Source organism: Bartonella koehlerae C-29, from assembly GCF_000706625.1.
GTDB lineage: Bacteria > Pseudomonadota > Alphaproteobacteria > Rhizobiales > Rhizobiaceae > Bartonella > Bartonella koehlerae.
In genome coordinates, this window is sequence record NZ_KL407334.1 from 994,553 (window position 1) to 1,010,914 (window position 16,362).

General features: G+C 37.4%; 11 protein-coding genes. 7 read left to right on the plus strand and 4 right to left on the minus strand.

Going from position 1 to position 16,362, the window contains the following annotated elements; genetic code table 11:
* Positions 1-310 precede the first annotated feature (310 nt).
* Complete coding sequence (gene gltA, locus O9A_RS04210) at positions 311-1,606, minus strand: citrate synthase (RefSeq protein ID WP_034459096.1); 1,296 nt, start codon at positions 1,604-1,606, stop codon at positions 311-313.
* Between the two features lie 255 nt (positions 1,607-1,861).
* A complete protein-coding gene (gltX, locus tag O9A_RS04215) occupies positions 1,862-3,313 on the minus strand; it encodes a glutamate--tRNA ligase (protein ID WP_034459099.1) in 1,452 nt (483 codons plus the stop codon).
* 121 nt (positions 3,314-3,434) lie between these two features.
* Here gltX (O9A_RS04215) and O9A_RS04220 point away from each other — a divergent pair, with 121 nt between their 5' ends.
* The 7 genes from O9A_RS04220 (at position 3,435) to gltX (O9A_RS04250) (ending at position 13,752) form a co-directional block, all read left to right on the plus strand.
* Positions 3,435-5,759, plus strand: a complete 2,325-nt coding sequence (locus O9A_RS04220) for a ComEC/Rec2 family competence protein (protein WP_051665634.1) — start codon at positions 3,435-3,437, stop codon at positions 5,757-5,759.
* A 392-nt stretch (positions 5,760-6,151) separates the two neighbouring features.
* Positions 6,152-6,856 (plus strand): ribose-5-phosphate isomerase RpiA, encoded by a 705-nt coding sequence (gene rpiA / locus O9A_RS04225; RefSeq protein ID WP_034459101.1) that lies wholly within the window; start codon positions 6,152-6,154, stop codon positions 6,854-6,856.
* 105 nt (positions 6,857-6,961) lie between these two features.
* Entirely contained in the window at positions 6,962-7,519 is a 558-nt protein-coding gene (locus tag O9A_RS04230; RefSeq protein ID WP_034459104.1) for a DUF2059 domain-containing protein, read from the plus strand.
* A gap of 202 nt (positions 7,520-7,721) precedes the next feature.
* Positions 7,722-9,113, plus strand: a complete 1,392-nt coding sequence (gene gor / locus O9A_RS04235) for a glutathione-disulfide reductase (RefSeq protein WP_034459107.1) — start codon at positions 7,722-7,724, stop codon at positions 9,111-9,113.
* A gap of 77 nt (positions 9,114-9,190) precedes the next feature.
* Positions 9,191-10,570 (plus strand): class II 3-deoxy-7-phosphoheptulonate synthase, encoded by a 1,380-nt coding sequence (locus O9A_RS04240; protein ID WP_034459110.1) that lies wholly within the window; start codon positions 9,191-9,193, stop codon positions 10,568-10,570.
* Positions 10,571-10,697: 127 nt separating this feature from the next.
* Positions 10,698-12,362, plus strand: coding sequence for an NAD+ synthase (locus O9A_RS04245; protein WP_084790513.1), 1,665 nt, complete (start codon positions 10,698-10,700; stop codon positions 12,360-12,362).
* 10 nt (positions 12,363-12,372) lie between these two features.
* Positions 12,373-13,752: a glutamate--tRNA ligase gene (gltX, locus tag O9A_RS04250; protein WP_034459117.1), complete on the plus strand. Its 1,380-nt coding sequence runs from the start codon at positions 12,373-12,375 to the stop codon at positions 13,750-13,752.
* A gap of 79 nt (positions 13,753-13,831) precedes the next feature.
* On the opposite strand, the gene O9A_RS04255 is transcribed toward gltX (O9A_RS04250), so the two are convergent.
* Positions 13,832-15,235, minus strand: coding sequence for a DEAD/DEAH box helicase (locus O9A_RS04255; RefSeq protein ID WP_034459120.1), 1,404 nt, complete (start codon positions 15,233-15,235; stop codon positions 13,832-13,834).
* 150 nt (positions 15,236-15,385) lie between these two features.
* Positions 15,386-16,159: an NAD kinase gene (locus O9A_RS04260; protein WP_034459125.1), complete on the minus strand. Its 774-nt coding sequence runs from the start codon at positions 16,157-16,159 to the stop codon at positions 15,386-15,388.
* Between the last annotated feature and the right edge of the window lie 203 nt (positions 16,160-16,362).

A 16,362-nucleotide genomic window follows, 5' to 3' on the forward strand; every position in this document is an offset into this window, starting at 1 on the left:
ATGGAGATAATGTTTTTTATTTGTAGATAGATGGAGCTGTGGGTAATAAGTGTCTAAGTGAGTAGAATTATCAATCGAAGTTTTTTTATTTTACAAAATATATCGCTGATCTGAAAGAAGAGTCACCTTAATTCTATTGATTCACCAAATAGAGTTCATCAGAAAATTTCCATCACGATTTTTGTGTTATGATAATGTTATAGCCATGAAGAGAGCTTTAAAATCGAAGATTGTAAAAACATTTGATTTTCAGACCATTGAACATTCTTACTCAAGCTTCAATAAATTGAAGCTTGAGTGAATGGTTACTTTAATTTACACGCTTGTCTATAGGGACATATTCACGTGTGGTATAGCCTGTGTAAAGCTGGCGTGGTCTACTAATTTTTTGTGCAGAATCCTCAATCATTTCTTTCCATTGTGCAACCCAGCCAACACTGCGTGCTAGTGCGAAAAGAACAGTAAACATTTCAGTTGGAAAACCTAAAGCTTTTAATGTAATACCAGAATAGAAATCGACATTAGGGTAAAGTTTTTTTCCAACAAAATATTCATCATTCAGGGCAATATTTTCAAGTGCGATAGCAATATCAAGAAGTGGATCATCTTGAATGTTTAGTTCTTTTAAAACCTCATGACAAGTTTGTTGCATAATTTTTGCACGTGGATCATAATTTTTATAGACTCGGTGACCAAAACCCATAAGGCGGAAAGAATCATTTTTATCTTTTGCACGTGCAATGAATTGAGGGATTCTTTCAACAGAACCTATTTCTTGTAACATTTTTAGGCATGCTTCATTGGCTCCACCATGAGCTGGTCCCCAAAGGCATGCAACACCTGCTGCAATACATGCAAATGGATTAGCACCTGATGAACCTGCAAGACGTACAGTGGATGTAGAAGCATTTTGTTCATGATCTGCATGAAGGGTAAAGATTCGATCCATAGCTCGAGTTAGCACTGGATTAATTTTATATTCTTCACAAGGGATAGAAAAACACATATGGAGGAAATTTGCAGCGTAACTAAGATCATTACGTGGATAAACAAATGCTTGTCCGATGCTATATTTATAGGCCATAGCGGCAAGAGTTGGAACCTTTGAAATGAGACGAATAGAAGCAATCATTCTCTGTTGAGGATCTGTAATATCAATAGAGTCGTGATAGAATGCAGACATAGCTCCAAGACATGCAATCATGACAGCCATAGGGTGAGAGTCGCGACGAAAACCGTGGAAAAATCTTGCAAACTGTTCATGAACCACCGTATGCTGCATAATACAGCGGTCAAAATCAATTTTTTCTTGTTTTGTTGGAAGTTCACCATAAAGTAAAAGATAGCAACTTTCAAGAAAGTCTCCTTTTTCAGCCAATTGATCAATAGGATAACCGCGATAAAGCAAAATTCCTTCATTACCATCAATATAAGTGATTTTCGATTCACACGAAGCGGTAGAGGTAAAACCAGGATCATAGGTAAAAGTATCTATTTCTTTGTAGAGAGAAGCAATTTCAATAACGTCAGGGCCAAGTGTACCTTTACGCACGGAGAGTTCTATTTTTTTATCATTCACAGTAATGTGTGCTTTATTCTCAGACATGAGACATTCCTTTCAGATCCTTCTCCCTTGAAAATCAAGATGCCGCTTCATCAAAGAGGGAAGGGTATAAATGAAGCTTTTTCTACTATGTGAGGGTAGATTTACTCTAAAAGTTGGTACATGCAATATAAAAATATTTTTATTTGCAATTTTGCCAAACATGTATTTCAATTATTTGAGAGAGAAGGTAACTTTCAGTTTGTGTTGAGTCATCTATCCTTGATACCCATAGTGATGAAACAGATTCTCATTAGGCTAAATACATTGATCTATATCCAATGAGCGTGCGGATGTGACAAGTTGGTCATTGATACGGTTAAGAGACTCATCACGTCCTAATAAAGCAAGGACATCAAAAATTCCCGGAGATGTTGGGCGTCCTGTGAGAGCTGCGCGAAGTGGTTGAGCAATAGATCCAAATTTGAGATCTTGTGTTTGTGCATAAGATCGAAGAGTTTCATCCAAGCTTTTTACATCCCAAGAAGAGCAAGCTTTCAAAGTAAAATAAATAGCTTTTAAAATGGCTAGGCCATTTTTATCTAGGAGCCTTTGTGCTTTTTCATCAAGCTGTAATGGACGTTTTATAAAAATGAAGGAGGCATTGTCAATGAGTTCGCAAAGTGTTTTTGAACGTTCTTTTAAATTTGGTATAGCTTTTAGAAATTGAGCACAACGTTGTTCATCAAGCCTTTCCATGATTTGTAATCCACCTTCAATTTCTTCTAAAATATTAAGAGCAGCATCAAAAAGGTTTTGATCATTGCTCATACGTATATAATGTCCATTGATGGCGTCGAGCTTTTTGAGATCAAAACGCGCTGCACTTTTATTAATATCATCAATATCAAACCAGGAAATCATATCTTCGATTGACATGAGTTCGTCATCACCATGACTCCAACCCAGACGGACAAGATAATTGCGCAAAGCAGCAGGAAGGTACCCCATTTTTCGATAAGCATTGACACCTAGTGCGCCATGCCGTTTTGATAATTTTGCGCCATTTTCACCATGGATAAGTGGAATATGTGCCATAACAGGAATATCCCATCCCATTGCATTAAAAATGATTGTTTGGCGGGCTGCATTTGTGAGATGGTCATCACCACGTATGATATGTGTTACACCCATATCATGATCGTCAACGACGACGGCATGCATATAAGTGGGCAAACCATCGGAACGTAAAATAATAAAGTCATCCAGATCTTTATTAGGAAAGCGAACATCACCTTGAACGCGATCGCGCACAATTGTTTCTCCGTCTTGTGGTGCTTTGATACGAATAACAGGTTTTATATCTTTAGGAGCTCTCGATATATCACGTTCTCTCCAACGTCCATCATAACGCGGTGGGCGACCTTCTGCTCGGGCATTTTCACGCATTTCAGCTAATTCTTCAGGGGAAGCATAGCAATAATAAGCTTTTCCATCTTTGACCAGTTGTTCAGCGACTTGGCGGTGACGTTCTGCTCGTTCGAATTGTGAAATAGGGAGACCATCATAACTAAGTCCCATCCAATGGAGACCATCTATAATAGCTTTTACAGCTGCTTCTGTTGAGCGCTCTCGATCTGTATCTTCAATGCGTAGGAGCATTTTTCCACCAGTATGTTTTGCATAAAGCCAATTAAAGAGGGCAGTACGGGCACCTCCGATATGAAGGAATCCTGTTGGTGAAGGTGCAAAGCGGGTAATAACGGGCACGGATATCTTCCTTTAAAATTAAGATGTTATTTATAGAATTTTATGGAAAAGTTATGTTAGCATAGGTAATAGGGTGTGCAATAGCCGCATTGCAAGTAAAGTGGGGATTGGGGATTTGCGGATGTTTCATCGAGATAAAGTTAAGGATGGTGTGTACATAAGGAATGTATCAGAAAGAAAAAAATCACGACTGATATGGCACGCTGCTTTGTCTACCTTTTATGGTGCAAAGAACGATAGTTGTAACAAACAAGAGATTTTCTTATTTACACCCTTAAAAAAAATAATAATTTTTTTCTGGAAGTGGTTGATAGATTGCATATACAAAGAAATCTCTTTGGGGCTTCTTTTTTCGTTAATTTTAATCTTTTTTTCCATAGGCATCATTTTTTATTTTAGGTTAGAGCAAGAGCCAAGTTGGGGGCAATTGGGGGTATTGATTAGTCTCTTTCTTGGAATACTATATATTTTACGCTCTTATCAAAGAATATGGATCACTACGGGATTTCTGTTTTGTATTGTCTTAGGCGTTTTGGCTGCAAAAATAGAAACGTGGCGTATATCTACACCAATGTTAAGTGGCGACATCATTACTACATTAACAGGAAGAATTGTTTCTATTGATGCAAGGCAAAGAGGGCAATTTCGTTTAGTTCTAGATGTTTTAAGTACAGAAAAGCCAGTATTACATCATGCTCCTCATCGTGTTCGTTTATCAGCAAGGCATTTACCACATGGATTGGCAATTGGTGATGGGTTATATGGGAAAGTCAAGATTCGTGCATTATCTGGGCCAGTATATCCAGGAGGCTACGATTTTAGTTTCCATAATTATTTTAAAGGAATTGGTGCACAAGGGGTTTATTTTGGAAAACCAATCAAAATATCAGTTTCGAAGCCCGATAGCATATTAGCTATAGTCCTACAGAAAATTGAGAATTTACGGATAAACATGACACAAAGAATCCGTATGGCAATTAATGGGGAAAAGGGTAGCGTTTCGGCTGCACTCATAACGGGACAGCGGGGTGGTATTTCAAATAACATAAATGAAGCATTGCGGATAGCTGGATTAGCGCACATTTTATCAATATCAGGTTTGCATATGGCTTTGTTAAGTGGCATAATTTTTATAATCATCCGTAATTTTTTAGCACTTTTTCCAGTTTTTTCATCCTATTATTCCGCTAAAAAATTCGCTGCCATTATTGCATTAATGATAACAGCTTTTTATTTGCTACTGTCTGGTGTAGCTGTATCAGCACAGAGAAGTTTTATGATGATTGCAGTTATGTTGATTGCCGTACTGTTTAATCGTTCTGCTGTAACAATGCGTAATTTTTCTATTGCAGGTTTGGTAACTCTGGCTATTATGCCGCATGAAATATTAGGCCCCAGCTTTCAAATGTCTTTTTCGGCAACCGCAGCTTTGATTGCATTTTTTGATTGGTGGAGTGGGAGATCATTTTTTCGTAAGAGAAACACAAGATCCTCTTATGTTGGAGCTGGAGTGATTTACTTTGCGTTCTTATCGATACTTTCAATATGTGCATCTTCATTTGTAGCGGGGATTGCTAGCGGAATTTACGCTGTTTATCATTTTTCCAATATTGCATTTTTTACCATCATCAGCAATTCTTTAGCTTTGCCAATAGTTTCAATTCTCATCATACCTTTTGGATTAATTGCAGTCCTTGCAATGTTTTTGGGGCTTGAATGGTTACCACTTCAAATTATGGGTTTTGGTGTTGGTCTTGTGATAAAAATTGCTCATGCTGTCACATCCATTTCTCCTGATTTGAATCCTGGATCTATGCCGTTATCTGCGTTGGTTCTATTCAGTATAGGTTTGGTTGGATTGACTTTTTGCAAAACATCTCTCAGGTTTTTTTTTAGTTTTTTTATTCTGGCTGGTATTTATGCTTGCTTGGTGCATTCACCTGTACAACTCATTATAGCAGAGAATATGAGGGTCGTGGGTGTTATCAGTGAAAAGAAATTATATATTGATCATTACCATATTTCTAAATTTACGACATCTATATGGGAAAAATCATTTCGTGTGAATGAAATAATTAAGCCAACGAAATATGGCCCTTCATTTAATGAACAGTTCATGTGTGATAATCATGCGTGTGTATCTTTATTAGAAAATGGATTAAAAGTGATTGTTTTACGTGGAAAAACAGATCAATGTGTAGAAGCAGACATCATGATTAAGACATTTGCAATGAGTAGTCAAACATGCAACAAGAAAACAAAAATAGTATTCACTCCCCAACAATTGTTAACACGAGGGAGTGTTATGATGACTAAAAGTGGAGAGATCATTTGGTCCTTGGTAGGGTTTTACAGACCATGGAATAGGTACAGGCAGTATTCACAAAAATCGTACAACCTGTTGCATTCTCCATCCTTTTTCACGTCTAGGAAAAATATAGAATAGGAAATGATAGGCATATTTTTTTATGAAACTTTGTTATTTTTTATGGGCATTGTATTAGAGATGCCCAATTGTTCACAGTTTTTCAAAAAACAAACATTTTTTTTGAGATCTGAACAATTTATAATTTTGTAAAAGCATTTTATGTGTGTATTTTATCAATAGTGAGAAATCAGCTCAAAATGCTTATTGAATATGGAAAATGTCAATAAATTTTATCAAGAGATAAAATTGTTAATTATTCTATTTTATTATTATAATAATTTTTATAACAATTAACATTTCCTCAACAAAAAGGTGACGAATACATTACATGGCAAGAGTGAGGCAATAGGTTACTTTTTGTTATCGAATTGTAGTAAATGTTACTGCTTTGATAAAAGGTAAAATAATTCATGAATGTTCAGCAGTTAAAAAAAATGGCAGCTTTAAAAGCGCTTGAATTTGTTGAAGATGATATGCGGCTTGGTATCGGATCTGGTTCGACAGTAAATGAGTTTATTTCTCTTCTAGGTGAGCGTATCGCGAATGGTCTGCGCGTAACTTGTGTTGCAACCTCGCAGTATTCTGAACAACTCTGTCATAAATTCGGCGTGCCTATCAGCACTTTAGAAAAAATACCTGAACTAGACCTTGATATTGATGGGGCGGATGAAATTGGTCCAGAGATGACTCTTATTAAAGGAGGGGGTGGAGCATTATTGCATGAAAAAATTGTAGCATCGGCTTCTCATGCAATGCTTGTCATCGCTGATGAAACAAAAATGGTAAAAACGCTTGGTGCTTTTGCGTTGCCAATTGAAATTAATCCGTTTGGTATGCACGCTACACGCATCGCCATTGAAAAAGCAGTTGGTGATTTAGGGCTTTCTGGGAAAATTACATTACGAATGAATGGAGACAACCCATTTAAAACAGATGGTGGTCATTTCATTTTTGATGCATTTTGGGGGAGCATTTTACAGCCAAAATTATTATCGGAGGTACTTCTTGCAATTCCTGGTGTTGTTGAGCATGGTCTTTTTTTGGGATTGGCTTCACGTGCAATTGTAGCGATGGCGGATAGTCAAATAAAAGTTTTAGAACCGTTTGATTTTTAGGTAAGACAGTTTACATCTCTCTAGGTCAGCGTAATAAAGAGAGGTTGAAGGTTTTTGGTAAAATAATAAATTTGAATTACAATTAATTATCGGGGTAATCATTACATGGAAAAAATATTTTCTTTTCAGCGTTTTATAGGGTATTTTGGTGCAGTTGCTGTTGTGTTTGTGAATGTTGGAATAGTTCATGCACAGGGTGTAAGCGTTCAGCATTTAATTTCAGCGAGAAAGACTATCAATGCTATTCATGCCACTGATCAATTTGATAGCTTTTTACCAACTGCAGCACGTGATCTCAAAAATGAATTGATAGGCGATGATCCGAATTTGGCAACGGCTATTTCTGAGATTGTTGATAAGCAGGCACTTGCTTTGGTGAAACGGCGTTCTGATTTAGAAAAAGAAATTGCTCAGGTATATGCAAAGTATTTTACTCAAGAAGAGCTTGATGCAATCACGGCATTCTATAATTCCGATACCGGTAAAAAGTTTTTAACAGAAGTTCCAAGTATTGCACGTGATGCTTATTCTACATTTGATTCATGGCGTTCTAGTATTATGCAGGATCTTGTAAAAAATGTAAAAAAAGAAATGTCTGAAACACTTCATTTAGAAAATTCCATTACACCTACGAAATCTAGCTCTTCAGAAAATCCCGAATAGCTTAAGTGGTATCATTTATAATAATGAATGCTTCTTTGTTTATTTTTTTTTGAATGGCGGTTTTTCCGCCGTTTTTAATAAAAGTAAGTCTTTTTAGGATGTTACTTTATAGAAAAAATGAGACTGGAGAATAAAAAAGGACTTTCATTTAATATAAATGACGAGAGCCTCTTGTTTGAAGACATATAAGAAGGAATAGTTTATGGGATCCTTTGACTTTGATTTGTTTGTTATTGGAAGCGGTTCTGGTGGGGTGCGTGCTGCGCGTCTTGCTGGAGCACTCGGCAAACGTGTCGCGATAGCAGAAGAGTATCGTATAGGAGGAACTTGCGTTATTCGCGGTTGCGTTCCCAAAAAACTCTATGTTTATGCATCACAATATGCACAAGAGTTTAGTAAGAGCGTTGATTTTGGATGGAAATACGCTGATCCAATTTTTAACTGGGAAAAATTGGTTGCGGCTAAAAATAAAGAAATATCAAGATTAGAAGGACTTTATCGCAAGGGACTACAAAATAACAATGTTCATATTTATGAAAGTCGTGCTGTTTTTGTAGATGAACATACATTAGAACTCTCTATGACAGGTGAATGGGTAAGCGCAGAAAAAATTTTGATTGCCACAGGGGCAAAAATTTCATCAAACTCTACTATAAAAGGTAGTGATTTATGTCTTACTTCCAATGAAATTTTTGATCTTGAAAAACTACCAAAATCAATAGTCATTGTTGGTGGAGGGTATATTGGCGTGGAATTTGCTAACATTTTTCATGGATTAGGTGTAAAAACAACGCTTCTCCATCGTGGTGATTTAATTCTTCGTAATTTTGATTATGATTTGCGCCAGTTGCTTAATAATGCAATGGTTGCAAAAGGGATTTCTATTGTTTATGGAGCAACTGTTTCTCAAGTTCAGTCTAGAGGGAATTGCTATGATGTTATTTTAACAAGTGGACAAACGATTCGTGCCGATCGGATTATGTTGGCTACGGGGCGTGTGCCAAATACGACGGGTTTGGGACTCGAACGGGCAGGCGTTAAAGTGAATGAATTGGGTGCAGTTGTTGTTGATGAAAAAATGATGACAAATGTATCTCATATTTGGGCTGTTGGTGATGTAACAGGTCATATTCAATTGACACCTGTTGCTATTCATGATGCAATGTGTTTTGTTAAGAACGCATTTGAGAATACATCCACAACACCTGATTATGATCTAATCACAACAGCGGTTTTTTCACAGCCAGAGATCGGAACGGTTGGTCTTTCAGAAGAAGAAGCACTTCATCGTTATAAGCGTGTCGAGATTTATCGTACAGTTTTTTGTCCTATGCGCAGTGTTCTTTCCGGAAATTCGGAAAAAGTATTTATGAAGCTTATTGTTGATGGTGAAAGCCGTATTGTTATAGGGGCCCATATTTTAGGGGAAAATGCTGGTGAGATGGCACAGCTTATTGGCATATCTCTCAAGGGGAAAGTAACGAAGGATATTTTTGATAAAACTATGGCAGTGCATCCGACGATCGCAGAAGAATTGGTAACGATGTATAAACCGAGTTATGTATATGAAAACGGGGAAAAACTCGACAATTGAACAGCAGTGTATATTGCGGTAGAGCGTAAAGCGTTTGGCGTGACGATTTGTAAGCTTAAGTTTCTGGAGAGAATATAATGATAAAAAAATGGGCGCCAGATTCCTGGAGAACAAGGCCAATTGAACAAGTTCCGACTTATCCTGATAAATTTGTTTTAGCAGATGTTGAACGAAAGCTAAGGAGCTATCCTCCTTTGGTTTTTGCGGGTGAGGCACGTGATTTGAAAAATGAATTAGCAACTGTTGCGAAAGGTCAGGCTTTTTTATTGCAAGGAGGAGATTGTGCAGAAAGCTTTGCAGAGCACGAAGCTGATAATATCCGTGATTTTTTTCGTGTATTTTTGCAAATGGCGATTGTTTTAACTTTTGGCAGTTCTAAGCCGGTTGTTAAAATCGGTCGTATTGCTGGTCAGTTTGCAAAGCCACGCTCTTCAGACATGGAAAGTAAAGAAGGTGTTGAGCTTCCTTCTTATCGAGGAGATATTATTAATGACATTGAGTTTGAGGTGAATTCTCGTATTCCTGATCCTCAAAGAATGTCTATGGCTTATCGCCAGTCTGCTGCAACGCTTAATTTGTTGCGTGCTTTTTCACAAGGGGGCTATGCTAATTTAGAAAATGTTCACGCATGGATGTTGAGTTTCGTTTCTAATAGCCCACAGGGCGAACGTTATGAAATGCTAGCAGAGCGTATTTCTGAAGCGATTGATTTTATGCGTTCTATAGGAATTAACTCCAAAACAAATTCTTCATTACGTGAAACATCTTTTTATACCAGTCACGAAGCACTTTTGCTTGGATACGAAGAGGCTTTAACACGAATTGATTCGACTTCTGGAGATTGGTATGCAACGTCTGGCCATATGTTATGGATTGGCGATCGTACACGTCAGATTGATCATGCCCACGTTGAATATTGCCGCGGTGTTAAAAATCCACTTGGATTGAAATGTGGCCCTTCCATTGAATCTGATGAACTTTTGAGATTGATTGATATTCTAAATCCTGAAAATGAACCGGGGCGGTTAACACTCATCACACGTTTTGGTTATGATAAAGTTAAGAATTATCTGCCTAAATTGATCCGGGCAGTTGAACGCGAAAAGCGTAAGGTGATATGGTCATGCGATCCAATGCATGGTAATACAGTTACTATTAATGGCTACAAAACGCGCCCCTTTGATTATGTTTTGAAGGAAGTAGAGAATTTTTTTTCAGTGCATTATGGAGAAGGAACTTATCCAGGGGGCATTCATATTGAAATGACTGGTCGTGATGTAACAGAATGTACAGGTGGTGCACGTGCTATTTCTGTAGAAGATTTGTCTGATCGCTATCATACGCAGTGTGATCCACGATTAAATGCAGATCAAGCGTTGGAATTAGCCTTTCTTGTGGCTGAACTCCTGAAGAAAAATCGTGATACGGAACCATTAGTATTTGCTGCGAACAGTTAGACAGAAAATAATACATAACATTTTTTATTTAAATTTTTATAAGAGCAGAGGTTTTTTGAAAAAGAAATGTTTTCGATAAGTAAAGCAGAGTTATGGCTGCCAAACGGATAAAATGGTACAAAAGCTTGTGAAAAATGATTTTCGGGTAGCAGTTGCCCAATTAAATCCTATCGTTGGTGATACGGAGGGAAACTCTTCTCTTGCTATAATGGCGCATCAAAAGGCTAAAGAAGAAGATGCTGATCTTGTATTATTCACGGAGCTTTTTATAAGTGCTTATCCACCGGAAGATCTTGTTCTGAAACCTGTTTTTACTAAAGCATGTAAAGATGCTGTTAAAAAATTAGCAAAGCTAACAAAAGGAGGGCCAGGAATAGTCATTGGTCTTCCTCTAAGGCATAATAATAACATTTACAATGGTGTTGCGCTTCTTGATGAAGGACGGATAGTTGCTGAAAGCTTGAAACTTGATCTACCTAATTATGCTGAATTTGACGAAAAGCGTGTATTTTCTTCTGGTCCACGCCTTGAGCCTATCGTCTATCGTGGACTAAAACTAGGGATAGTGATTTGTGAAGATATTTGGAATGATTTCTCTCTATGTGCAGAACTTGCTAATAAAGGAGCTGAGATTGTTCTCGTCCTTAATGGATCTCCCTATCATCGTAATAAAACACTAAAGCGAATAGAAGTTGTACGTGCGCAAGCTCTTCAATCCGGTTTGTCAATTGTTTATGCTAATCAAGTTGGTGGTCAAGATGAGCTGGTTTTTGATGGAGGATCTTTTGCATTGAATGGAGAAGGCAAAATGGTGTTTCAAATGAAACATTTTGAAAGTCATATTGCTTTAAGTCATTGGCGACGAAAAACGGCTGGATGGCAATGTGTTTCTGGTCCAAATGAAACTCTTCTTAATGGGTTAGCTGCTGATTATCAAGCTTGTGTTTTGGGTTTGAGAGATTACGTCAATAAAAACCGCTTTCAGAATGTTATTCTTGGTCTTTCAGGAGGAATTGATTCAGCTCTATGTACGACAATGGCGGTTGATGCTCTTGGTGCTGAGAAGGTTCGCACTGTAATGATGCCTTATCATTATACTTCACAGGAATCATTAAAAGATGCTAAAAAGTGCGCGCATCTTTTAGGATGTCGTTATGAAATAATACCAATTGTTCAACTTGTTGAAGTTTTTTTGAAGACAATGGCACCTGTTTTTTTAGGATTGCCATCTGGTGTAACAGAAGAGAACCTTCAAAGTCGTATACGCGGTGTTATCTTGATGGCACTTTCGAATAAATTTGGCTCAATGGTGGTAACAACAGGTAATAAATCGGAAATGGCTGTGGGATATGCAACACTTTATGGTGATATGAATGGAGGGTTTAATCCTCTTAAAGATGTTTATAAAACACAGGTATATGCATTAGCTCAGTGGCGCAATAAAAATCACTTGCAAAATTTGAAGGGACCAGAGGGAGTTGTAATTCCCCCTAATATTATAGTAAAAGCACCTTCCGCAGAGCTTCGGGAAAATCAAAAAGATGAAGATTCTCTTCCACCTTATCCTATTCTGGATGATATTTTACAATCCCTTATAGAAAATGACATGAGTGTTTGTGATATTATTAAACGTGGGTATTTACGGGAAACAGTTGAGAAAATTGAACACCTTCTTTATGGTGCCGAATATAAAAGGCGGCAATCTGCCCCTGGCGTAAAAATCAGTTACAAGAACTTTGGACGTGATCGCCGTTATCCCATTGTTAATCGTTTTCGCGATAATAAAAATTGAGCATTGTTTTATGATAAAAGTTCGTTTTGCACCTTCTCCAACAGGCTATATTCACATTGGTAATATACGTATTGCCTTGTTCAACTGGCTTTATGCGCAAGCACATAATGGAACATTTATTTTGCGCTATGATGATACAGATGTTGAACGTTCTAAGCAGGAATATATTGATGCTATTGCTATTGATCTTGAATGGCTTGGTATTCAACCAGATGAAATTTATTATCAATCTAAGCGATTTAATCGATATGATGAAGTTGCAGAAATTCTCAAACAACGTGGTCTTCTTTATCCCTGTTATGAGACAGCAGAAGAATTAGATCGGCGTCGTAAAATCCAACTTTCACGAAAATTGCCTCCTGTTTATGACCGCGTTGCATTGAAATTGACACCAGAAGATAAAAGAGAATTTGAAACACAAGGTCGTAAACCTCATTGGCGTTTTCTTCTCCCTAATTTTAAAGATAATCCTTTACAAAAAAAGCGAACAGAAGTTTGTTGGAACGATGCAGTAAAGGGAAAGCAGATAATAGATTTAGCTTCTCTTTCAGATCCTATTTTAATTCGTGAAGACGGAAGCTATCTTTATACGTTACCCTCTGTAGTTGATGATATAGATATGGCTATTACGCATATTATTCGTGGGGATGATCATATTACAAATACAGGTGCACAGATTGCTCTTTTTGAAGCCCTCAATGCTAAATTGCCAATTTTTGGTCATATTAATTTGTTGACCACGGTTTTAGGAAAAGGGCTCTCAAAACGGAACAATGATCTTTCTATCCGTTCTCTACGGGCAGAAGGATTTGAATCTATAGCTGTTCAGTGTCTTGCTGTTTTGATTGGAACGTCACAAAATGTGTATCCTTATCCTAATCAAGCAGCTCTTTTAAAGCATTTCAATCTGCAAGATACCTCAAGATCGGTTGCAAAATTTGATACTGCTGATCTTCTTACTTTAAATAGTTATCTTGTCCACGAGTTAACCTATGAGGAAGTTAAAAAACGGCTTGAAAATCTTTCTATTAATGGAGAAAAGGTGGAGTATTTTTGGAACACAATAAGAAGCAATATTGATAAAGTGAATGATGCTGTTTTGTGGTGGAGAATGCTTCATGATGAACAGAACTTTGATACAGTGACGCTTGAGGATCGCGCATTCGTTCGTCAGTCACTCAATTTATTGCCCGAAGGTGCATTGAATGATGAAAGTTGGAAAGTCTGGACGACGGCATTAAAGGAAAAAACAGGTCGTAGAGGAAAAGCTTTGTTTCTGCCCTTGCGTCAGGCACTTACTGGAATGGATCATGGACCTGAAATGGGAAAACTTTTACAGCTTTTAGGACGTGAGAAAGTAATAAAAAGACTGACTATACAAGGGAAATAAAAACGAATGCCTCTGGGGTATTATATTCGTTTAATTGTTTTTTTGATGATTTGCCCTATCCAAGAAGCGAATTTCTATTTTAAGTGCGGATTTTTATGAGCATAAATGCTGGTATATCATCGCCAAATCCAGGGGGAGTATGATTGTTATTTTTTCGATGATTATGTTTTTGAAGTAAATTGACTTTATTATTTGTAGCTTTCGTATAACCAACTTTATCATTTTTAAAGGACTTTTGGGTGTGCACAGAACACTCTTTTTGAGCAGTTTTCTTTGATGGTGTTGGAGATTTTCTCTTTAAAATGATATCATCTGTTTGATCAGTGGTTGTTAAAGTAGAGAGATCTCCATTGAGCCATTCAATTTTTTCATTGCTTATTTCTTCAATGGCACTGATATATTTTTGATCAGCTTTTGTGACAATCGTGAAAGCTTTTCCGCTACGATTTGCACGTCCTGTACGACCAATTCTATGAATGTAGTCTTCAGCGTGTGTAGGAACATCATAATTGAAGACATGACTTACGGCTGGAATATCAAGTCCACGCGCGACTACATCAGAAGCGACAAGAAGTGTGATTTTGTTGTCTTTAAAATCGGCCAATGTGCTCATACGAGAATATTGGTCCATATCACCATGGAGTGCGCCTACACTAAAATTATGTCTGATGAGCGACCTCAAAAGTTCAGAGATATCTCTCTTTCGGTTACAAAAAATAATAGCATTTTTAAGTTCGTCACCTTCATTGTGAATAAGTTCTCGCAAAACAGCTCTTTTATCCCATGACTTATTTCCAGATTTGACGAGCCGCTGTGTAATTGTGCTAGCTGTAGAGGATGCTTTTGTAACTTCAACAGTCACAGGAGAATGTAAAAATTGTTTTGTTAGTTTTATGATTTCTGGCGCCATTGTTGCGGAGAAGAACAAAGTTTGACGCGTAAAGGGGGTTAGTTTACAGATGCGTTCAATATCAGGAATAAAACCCATATCCAACATACGATCAGCTTCATCAATAACAAGGATTTCAACACCCATTAAGAGCAATTTACCGCGTTCGAAGTGGTCAAGAAGGCGTCCTGGTGTTGCTATAAGAACATCAACTCCTCTTTCAAGTTTACGATCTTGCTTTTCAAAAGATACGCCACCGATGAGAAGAGCAACATTTAAACGATGATTTATTCCGTATTTATCAAAATTTTCTTCAACTTGGGCTGCAAGTTCCCGTGTTGGTTCTAGTATGAGAGTACGGGGCATGCGCGCTCTTGCACGCCCTTTTTCGAGGAGAGTCAGCATAGGTAAAACGAAAGAGGCTGTTTTTCCAGTTCCTGTTTGGGCTATTCCTAAAACGTCTTTTCTTTGCAGTACATGGGGAATTGTACCACTCTGAATAGGCGTTGGAACAGTGTATCCAACTAACTTTACTGCCTTGATAACCTTTGCAGAAAGACCTAAATCATCAAAACTGTTTAAAGGTTGTGTCATTTTTTTTTTATCAACTGTTCTGCGATTTTAACTTCGCTCTCCAAGTTCTTAGTAAAATTAAATATCCTATATTATTAGAGAGAGGTAAGATGCCTTCATAAAAAAGTCAACTATAACTGACATACTCGCATAGAGAGCATAATACAATAATTAATAGAGAAATTGTTCTGATAAAATGCGTTCATCCCATGAATGATTAGAATCAAAAAGGATTGAGACTATTACTTCTGTTGCCGTTGAAATAGTAACTGAATAAACAGATTTGACTTCAACATTATCGGCTGCGGCATTCACGGGGCGTTTATTAGATTCGAGCATATCAAAGTGTACTATCGCCGTATTAGGAAGCAGTGCTCCATGCCAGCGACGAGGACGAAAAGGGCTAACAGGAGTAAGCGCCATAAGGGGAGCCATGAGAGGCAAAATAGGTCCTTGTGCTGATAAATTATACGCGGTAGATCCTGCTGGTGTGGCAACGAGGATACCATCGCAACTTAATTGTTCCATACGCACGTTGTTATCAATGCTGATACGAATTTTTGCTGCCTGATAAGATTGACGGAAGAGAGATACTTCATTGATGGCGAGTGCTTCAATAGTTCCTTGACACTCAGCTTTTGCAATCATACGCAGGGGATGAATCTCCTTTTTATGTGCGACGGCAATACGGTTTGGCAATTTTTGTTCATGAAATTCATTCATAAGAAACCCTACAGACCCTTGATTCATGCCATAAATAGGTTTTCCGGTGTTCATAACATTGCGTACTGTTTGTAACATTGTTCCGTCGCCACCAATTGCAACAACGACGTCAGTTTCTTCCAAAGAATAGTGACCGTAAACGGAAATTAATTTATTGGTCGCTTTAATGGCATCTTCAGTTTCCGCAGAAATAAAATGAAAGCGGCTTGGTAATCGAGTCATTAAAAAATTATCCTGATATTTGCAATTTATTTGTAACTTACTTTTTGAGAGTTTTGAAGTTGTAATAAAAGCTATTTTTATAACAAGAAGAGAATTTTGTGCAAAAAAGAAGCTGTTTATAGAGAAAAGCTCATTGCTGGAGAGGGAAAGAAGATTATGTAGTTTGCATAAAACATAAACAAATATTTTTATCAGAATGATAA

What these genes read in the sequence shown, in the direction of transcription:
- gltA (WP_034459096.1), bottom strand. Translation starts at nt 1,606, where the DNA reads ATGTCTGAGAATAAAGCACACATTACTGTGAATGATAAAAAAATAGAA.
- O9A_RS04220 (WP_051665634.1), top strand. Translation starts at nt 3,435, where the DNA reads ATGTTTCATCGAGATAAAGTTAAGGATGGTGTGTACATAAGGAATGTA.
- rpiA (WP_034459101.1), top strand. Translation starts at nt 6,152, where the DNA reads ATGAATGTTCAGCAGTTAAAAAAAATGGCAGCTTTAAAAGCGCTTGAA.
- O9A_RS04230 (WP_034459104.1), top strand. Translation starts at nt 6,962, where the DNA reads ATGGAAAAAATATTTTCTTTTCAGCGTTTTATAGGGTATTTTGGTGCA.
- gor (WP_034459107.1), top strand. Translation starts at nt 7,722, where the DNA reads ATGGGATCCTTTGACTTTGATTTGTTTGTTATTGGAAGCGGTTCTGGT.
- O9A_RS04240 (WP_034459110.1), top strand. Translation starts at nt 9,191, where the DNA reads ATGATAAAAAAATGGGCGCCAGATTCCTGGAGAACAAGGCCAATTGAA.
- gltX (WP_034459117.1), top strand. Translation starts at nt 12,373, where the DNA reads ATGATAAAAGTTCGTTTTGCACCTTCTCCAACAGGCTATATTCACATT.
- O9A_RS04255 (WP_034459120.1), bottom strand. Translation starts at nt 15,235, where the DNA reads ATGACACAACCTTTAAACAGTTTTGATGATTTAGGTCTTTCTGCAAAG.
- O9A_RS04260 (WP_034459125.1), bottom strand. Translation starts at nt 16,159, where the DNA reads ATGACTCGATTACCAAGCCGCTTTCATTTTATTTCTGCGGAAACTGAA.